Here is a 7,378-nt window from a genome sequence, read left to right on the forward strand (position 1 = left end):
AGTGCGTGTTCACGATCCCACTGATCGAGATCCAGCCACGCGAGAGCTCCTCCACGATCATCGCGTACGTCGTCAGATCCAACCCCATCCCACCGTGCTCCTCGGGGATGGTTACGCCGAACAAGCCCAACTCACGCATCTGCGCCACGATCGGCTCCGGAAACTCGTCCACCGCGTCGTAATGCTCAGCCCGCGGCAGAATCTGCTCGTCCACGAACTGACGCACCATCTCGAGGATCGCGACCTGCTCGTCCGTCTTCTCAGTGAGTCCTGTAATCGTGCTCATTGACGTCCTGACTAAGCGCTTGCTTAGCCATGAAGGTATGGCGATCGGTAGGGCTTGTCAAGCCCCGCCAGTGCTCAGGCGCGGACCATCTTCCACGCCAGGTCGGCGTAGAAGGCGCCCAGTGCGTCGGGCGTGAGGCGGTCGCTCATGGCGCCGTGCCAGCGAGCGACGTCGATGCACAAGGACAGGATCGCGACCCCGGTCGCGACGATGTCATCGACGACGAACTCGCCCGCGACGACGCCGGCGCGGAGCTCGTGCTGGATGAGCTCCTCGAAGCGCTGGCGGGTCGCGGCGACCTCCTTGAACTGCTCGGGTGTCAGGCCGCGCAGTTCGTACTGGATCACGCGGCCGAGCGTCCGCCGTTGGGCGTGGAAGCGGGCGAAGACGGCCACGAACCGGCGGACCCGCTCGCTCGGCGTACCGGGCTGCTCGAGGGCGCTCTCCAGGTCGCTGAGGATCTCCGCGTGGCCGCGCCGGCAGATCTCGGCCAGCATCTCGTTCTTGGAGGGGTAGTGGACGTAGACCGCCGCGGGGCTCAGGCCGGCCTCCACCGAGATCTCCCGTGTCGTCGTCGCGAAGTACCCCTTCTGGGCGAAGGCGTCCAGGGCGGCGAGCAGGAGTCGGCGTGCATTTCCGGGCTCGACGTCGGCCCAGAGGTCCGCTGCGGTGTCGGTGGTCGCCATCGGGCTTCGATGTTGACACGCGCGACGGCGGTTCGACAGCGCTTAAGCAAGCGCTTACTTTTGGCCGCGACGCAGTACCGCCAAGTCACCGACGGTGCTCGAAACGGCGTGCCGCGGGTAGGGAGCCTGTAGCCGGGTGAGGAGAAGGAGATCGAGATGGCGAAGGCGCAGACGATCAGATCGCGCGTCGATGGGTTGCTCGACGCGATGACGCCGGCCGAGAAGGCCGGGCAGCTCACGCAGTACTTCTATTTCGGGCATCTCCGCGGAGCGGACGAAGCGCCCGAGATCGGAGGGGTCAGCGCGTCTCCGGAGGGCGTCGAGGCCGCGCTGGGCCGGGGGGAGGTCGGCTCGCTGTTGTTCGTCACCGACCCGGCGGAGATCAATCGCCTGCAGCGGTTGGCGGTCGATGGCAACCGGTTCGGCATCCCGGTGCTCTTCGGCTACGACGTGATCCATGGCTTGCGCACGATCTTCCCGGTTCCGATCGCGATGGCGGCGTCGTGGGATCCGGAGGTGATCGAGCAGGGGCAATCGGTGGCCGCGCGCGAGGCGCGAGCGGTCGGCATCCACTGGGCCTTCGCGCCGATGGTCGACATCGCCCGCGATCCGCGATGGGGGCGCATGGTCGAAGGGGCGGGTGAGGATCCGTTCCTCGGCGCCGCGGTCGCCGCGGCGCAGGTGCGGGGGTTTCAGGGCGAGGCCGTCGGCACCCCGGAGCGGACGATCGCCGGTCCGAAGCATTTCGCCGGCTATGGGGCGGCGCTGGGCGGGCGCGACTACGACGAGGTGAACCTTTCCGAATCGGAGTTCTGGAACGTCTATGCGCCGCCGTTCGCCGCGGCGGTCGAGGCGGGCGCCGGGAACGTGATGACCGCGTACATGACCCTCAACGGCGTTCCGGCGACCGGGAACCGCTGGCTGTTCACCGAGGTGTTGCGGGGGGCCTTGGGCTTCGAGGGGTTCGTCGTCAGCGACGCCAACGCGGTGCGCAATCTGGTCACGCACGGATTCGCCGCCGACTTGACCGAGGCCGGCATGCGCGCAGTCAACGCCGGCGTGGACATGGAGATGGCGATGGCGGACGCCGCCTTCAGCCGCCTGCCGGAGGCGATCGAAAGCGGCGCGCTGAGCGAGGCGACGCTGGACGCGGCCGTGGGGCGAGTGCTCGAGGCCAAGGTCCGACTCGGTCTGCTCGACGACCCGTACGTGGACGAGGACCGCGCCCACGAGGTGCTCGGCGATCCGGCGTCTCGCGAAGCGGCCCGCGTCGCGGCCGAACGGTCCGCCGTGTTGTTGCGCAACGAAGGCGACCTGCTGCCACTCGACGCTTCGACGCTCGAGGCGATCGCGGTGATCGGCCCGCTCGCCGACTCCAAGCGCGACACGCTCGGCCCATGGTGCTTCGACTTCGATCTTGAAGAGACGGTCACGGTGCTCGACGGCATCCGCCGCAGGGTCGGCGAGTCCGTGCGCGTCGACTACGCGCCGGGCGTGCGGCCCGCACAGCGCGTCTTCCCGTCCATGTTCGACATGTTCGAAGGCAACGCGCCCGAGGACCCGGAAGAGTTCGACGACGACGCCGAGCTCGCACGCGCGGTCGACCTCGCGCGAGAGGCCGACGTCGCGGTCGTGGTCGTCGGCGAATGGCAGCACATGATCGGCGAGGCGGCATCGCGCTCATCGCTCGAGCTGCCCGGCCGTCAGCTCGCACTCTTGCAAGCAGTGGCGGGGACGGGCACGCCCGTCGTGCTCCTGCTGCTGAACGGCCGCCCGCTCGACCTGCGCTGGGCCGCGGAGCACGTGCCGGCGATCCTCGACATCTGGTATCCGGGAACGCAGGGTGGCACCGCGACGGCCAACCTCCTGTTCGGCGATGTCGCTCCGGGCGGCAAGCTGCCCTTCACCTGGCCGCGCACCGTAGGTCAGGTGCCGATGGTCTACTCCCACACCCGCTCGCACGAACCCGAGAACCAGACCCGGCGCTACTGGGACGAGGCGAGCACGCCGCTGTTCGGATTCGGGCACGGACTGAGCTACACGCGCTTCGAGTACGGCGAGCTCGCCCTCGATCGCGACACGATCGCCGCGACCGACACGTTGATGACATCGGTCGAAGTCACGAACACTGGGCGGCGAACCGCCGATGAGGTGGTGCAGCTCTACATCCACCAGCGTCATGGCTCGGCGTCGCGCCCGGTCCGTGAGCTCAAGGGCTTCCAGCGCGTGACGCTCGAGCCAGGCGAGACGCGGACCGTTGTGTTCGGGCTCGGCCCGAGAGAGCTTCGCTACTGGAATGCGACGACGCGCGACTGGGTCATCGACGAGGCGTCGTTCGACCTCTGGGTCGGCAGCGACTCGACGGCGGACCTCGCCACGACGTTCGCGATCAGGTAGGGACGTTTGCGGGTCGCCCGCCGTCGCACTGGTGTGCGGCGGCGGGCGTCACCCTGCCTGTCGGCGCGGTAGGGGAGATGAGCCGCGCCAGTTAGGCGGCGACGGGAGGAAATGGTCGTCGCCCTCGTTCCCGGACTGCGTGCAGTCCGGGGTGGAGGTCAGTGCGCGGTGGTCAGAGAGCGGCCGCCGTCGGGGTCGAAGAGCATGATCTGGCTCGCGTCGAGGATGAGCTCGATGTCGCGGCCGTGGTCGGCGTTGCTGCGGGCGTCGAGGCGGGCGACCATGTGCGTGGCGCCGCCGCCGGGGACGTCGTCCAGGCCGGCGTCTGCGGCGAGCTCGTCCAGCTGTTGGTTGTGCACCTCCTCGGTGCCTTTGATGTCGAAGTAGGCGTAGAGCTCGGAGCCCATGGACTCGAGGACGTCGACGGTGGTTGTGAAGCGCAGGCCGTCGACGATGTCGTCGCCGTAGGCGGCGTCCTCGAGGTGCTCGGGGCGGATGCCGGCGATCACTTCGCGCTTGTCGGTGGTCACGCCCGCCGGGATCGGCGCATCGCCGAAGGGAAGGCGGACCTTGTTCTCCTCCAGCCGGGCCGGGATGAAGTTCATCGCGGGTGAGCCGATGAAGCCGGCGACGAAGAGGTTGATCGGGTCTTCGTAGAGGACCTTGGGGGTGTCGACTTGTTGGATGATGCCGGCGCGCATGACGGCGACGCGGTCGCCGAGGGTCATCGCCTCGGTCTGGTCGTGGGTGACGTAGAGCATCGTGGTGCCGAGTTGTTGCTGGATGCGCGCGACCTGGGTGCGCATCTGGACTCTGAGTTTGGCGTCGAGGTTGGAGAGCGGCTCGTCCATCAGGAAGGCCTTGGGGTCGCGCACGATCGCGCGGCCCATGGCGACGCGCTGGCGCTGGCCGCCGGAGAGGTTGGCGGGCTTGCGGTCCAGGTGTGAGCCGAGCTCGAGGATCTCGGCGGCCTCGTCGACTTTCTTGTCGATCTCTGACTTGTTGACCTTGGCCAGCTTGAGCGCGAAGCCCATGTTCTCGCGCACGGTCATGTGCGGGTACAGCGCGTAGTTTTGAAAGACCATCGCGATGTCGCGGTCGCGCGGGGCGAGCTCGTTGACCCGCTCGCCGCCGATGACCAACTCACCGTCGGTGATGTCCTCCAGACCCGCGACCATCCGCAGCGCCGTGGACTTCCCGCAGCCCGACGGGCCGACGAGGATCATGAACTCCCCGTCGGTGATCTGGAGGCTCATGTCCTTGACGGCCTCGAAGCCGTCGGGATAGCGCTTCCACACGTTCTCGAATGTGATCTCAGCCATGTTTGACTCCTAGCCCTTGACGCCGCCGCTGCCGAGGCCGCTCTGCCAGTAGCGCTGCAGGAAGATGAAAGCGAGGATCAGCGGGACGATCGACAGCAGCGACCCGGTGATCACGATGTTGAACGCCGACGTCGCGCCGCCCCCCGCGGTGGCCTGGCTGTTCCACTGCTGCAGGCCGACGGTGAGCGGATACCACTTCGGCTCCGACAGCATCACCAGCGGCAGGAAGTAGTTGTTCCAGGTGGCGACGAAGTTGAACAGCAGGACGGTCACGAAGCCGGGGGTGAGCAGCCGGAAGGCGATCTGGCGGAAGGTCCGGAACTCGCTGGCACCATCGATGCGGGCGGCTTCGAGCAGGTCGGTCGGCACCGAGGCCTCGGCGTAGATGCGCATCAGGTAGATGCCGAATGGCGAGACCAGCGAGGGCAGGATCACCGCCAGCGGGTTGTTGGTGAACCCGAGCTTGGAGAACATCAGGTAGGTCGGGATCGCCAGCGCGGTGGTGGGCACCATCACCGAGCCCAGCACGAACCAGAACATCAGGTTCTTGCCCCGGAAATCGAACTTGGCGAATCCGTAGCCGGCGATCGCCGAGAGCAGCGCGGCGCCGACCGCGCTGATGACCGAGTACATCACGGTGTTGCGCAGCCAGTCCAGGTAGATGCCGTTGTCCTGGTTGAACGTGTCCTTGATGTTGTCGATCAGGTTGAAGTTCGCGAACCACAGCCCGAAGGAGTCGAACAGGTCATCCAGCGACTTCGTCGATGCCACCAGCAGCCAGAACAGCGGGATCAGGAAGTACACCAGGAACGCGAGCATGAAGATGGTGGGGAACACGTATCCGCCGCTTGCCCCGGGCTTGCGCTGTGCCCGTGCCTTGCGCTTGTCGGGAATGGCGGGCGCGCCGACGTCGGGCGCGACGGTCGGGACGCTCATGAGCGGGCCTCCTGACGCGACGAGACTCGCATGACCACGAACGACACGATGAACACGATCGCGCCGAGCATGAAGGACAGCGCGGCCGCGTAGTTGAGTCGCTGGTCGGCGAACGCGAGGTTGTAGACGTAGAGGTTCGGCGTGTAGGACTTGCCGATCACCTGTGGCGCGAGGTCGTAGAACACGCGCGGCTCGGCGAACAGCTGGAAGGAGCCGATTACCGAGAAGATCGTGCAGAGCAGGATCGCCGGCCGCAGCAACGGCAGCTTGATGTGGATCGCCGTGCGCACCGCTCCCGCGCCATCGACCGCGGCGGCTTCGTAGAGCTCAGCCGGGATCGCGCGCAGCGCGGCGTAGAAGATGATCATGTTGTAGCCCGTGAACGTCCAGGTGGAGACGTTGGCGATCGACCACAACATCGTGCCCTCATCGAGGAAGTTCGGCGGTGAGGTCCCGAGCTTGTCGGCCAGGTCGGCGAACGGGCCGAAGTCCTTGCCGTACAGGAAGCCCCACATCAGCGCGGCGATCACCGTCGGCACCGCGTACGGCACGAAGAACCCGACGCGGTAGAGCTTGGGCAGCAACACCTTGCCCGAGTCGATGATGAGCGCGAACACGAGCGCCAGAAACAGCATGATCGGCACCTGGACGACCATGAACAGCGCCACGCGTCCGACGCCGGACGTGAACGCCTTGTCCTTCAGGCCCTCGGTGTAGTTGTCCAGCCCGACGAAGGAGCTACCGCCGACGAGCTGTTCGCGATACAGGCTGAGATACAGCGCGTAGATCAACGGCGCGATGAAGAGCGCCACGAACAGCACCATGAACGGCAGCGTGAACAGAAAACCCGCGAACCCGTGTTGGTTCGGCGCCTTGCGCTTCCGGCGCCCGCTCGGCACGCGCGCCGAGCTGGTGATAGTTGCTTGAGCCATGTCGTTTCCCTGGAATCGGCGGAGCGCCCGCCCGCCGCCGGTCGGCGGCGGGCGGAAGCCTCCTGCGCCCTATTGGCCTGCGACCGTGATGCCTTGTTGCTTGGCGTAGTTGACGACGGCGTCCTGCCAGGGCTGCAGTGCCGCGGTGGCGCCCTTGCCCTGATCGACCGACTTGCCCTTGATGTCGTCGCCCTGGGTGGCGACGTACTCGAGGATCGGCGGCCACTGCCAGCCCTTGTCGACGGAGTTCGCCATCAACGCGTACGTCTTGTTGACCGCCTGGCCGCCGTAGAACGGATACTTCTTCGTCAGCCACGTGTCGTTGCACAGCATGAAGTTCTGCGGCGGGAACAGGAACCGGTCATAGGAGAACATCTCGACCGGCTGCTTCTCGGTCAAGATCCAGCGTGCGAACTCGACCGCGGCGGCCTTGTTCGGCGAGTCCTTCAGGACCGCGAGGGTCGAGCCGCCCCAGTTGCCGGACACGGTCTTGCCCTCTTCCCACTGCGGCAGCTGCTGCGCGACCCATTCGCCCTTGGAGGACTTGGTGTAGTCCTGCAGGAAGATCGGGCCCCACGCGGCCGACAGCCAGCCCGCGTACTTGCCCTTCGAGAAGCCCTGATACCAGGCGTCGTTGAAGTCGGCGTCGTGCGAGATCGAGCCGTTGGCGTACAGCTTGTCCCAGAACTCCGTGACCTGCTTGATCTTCGGATCGGTCAGGTTGACCGTCATGTTGTTGGGATCAGACGTGAAGGGCCGCGCCCCCGCCTGCCAGAACAGGCCCATCCACTGGCCCGTCTGCCCGCCCGGCATGTTCAC

The 7,378-nt window shown here is 66.7% G+C and carries 7 protein-coding genes; 1 reads left to right on the plus strand and 6 read right to left on the minus strand.

Annotated elements, in window-relative coordinates:
• The coding region (locus G569_RS52565; RefSeq protein WP_037500162.1) for an acyl-CoA dehydrogenase family protein at nucleotides 1-286 on the minus strand (286 nt) is incomplete at its 3' end.
• A gap of 74 nt (nucleotides 287-360) precedes the next feature.
• Nucleotides 361-972 carry a TetR/AcrR family transcriptional regulator gene (locus G569_RS0129415; RefSeq protein ID WP_028066067.1) on the minus strand — a complete coding sequence of 204 codons (612 nt, stop codon included), beginning with the start codon at nucleotides 970-972 and terminating at the stop codon, nucleotides 361-363.
• A 156-nt stretch (nucleotides 973-1,128) separates the two neighbouring features.
• On the opposite strand from G569_RS0129415, the gene bglX reads away from it, so the two are divergent.
• On the plus strand, nucleotides 1,129-3,369 hold the full coding sequence (gene bglX / locus G569_RS0129420) for a beta-glucosidase BglX (protein WP_028066068.1): 2,241 nt from the start codon (nucleotides 1,129-1,131) through the stop codon (nucleotides 3,367-3,369).
• Nucleotides 3,370-3,527: 158 nt separating this feature from the next.
• Here bglX and G569_RS0129425 read toward each other — a convergent pair whose 3' ends face one another.
• The 4 genes from G569_RS0129425 to G569_RS0129440 all read right to left on the minus strand — a co-directional run.
• Entirely contained in the window at nucleotides 3,528-4,691 is a 1,164-nt protein-coding gene (locus G569_RS0129425; RefSeq protein ID WP_028066069.1) for an ABC transporter ATP-binding protein, read from the minus strand.
• 9 nt (nucleotides 4,692-4,700) lie between these two features.
• Entirely contained in the window at nucleotides 4,701-5,627 is a 927-nt protein-coding gene (locus G569_RS0129430) for a carbohydrate ABC transporter permease (protein WP_028066070.1), read from the minus strand.
• Nucleotides 5,624-6,559 (minus strand): carbohydrate ABC transporter permease, encoded by a 936-nt coding sequence (locus tag G569_RS0129435; protein WP_028066071.1) that lies wholly within the window; start codon nucleotides 6,557-6,559, stop codon nucleotides 5,624-5,626. Before G569_RS0129435 ends, G569_RS0129430 begins: the two co-directional genes overlap by 4 nt.
• A gap of 69 nt (nucleotides 6,560-6,628) precedes the next feature.
• The coding region (locus G569_RS0129440; protein WP_028066072.1) for an extracellular solute-binding protein at nucleotides 6,629-7,378 on the minus strand (750 nt) is incomplete at its 5' end.

The organism is Solirubrobacter soli DSM 22325 (assembly GCF_000423665.1).
GTDB classification, from domain to species: domain Bacteria; phylum Actinomycetota; class Thermoleophilia; order Solirubrobacterales; family Solirubrobacteraceae; genus Solirubrobacter; species Solirubrobacter soli.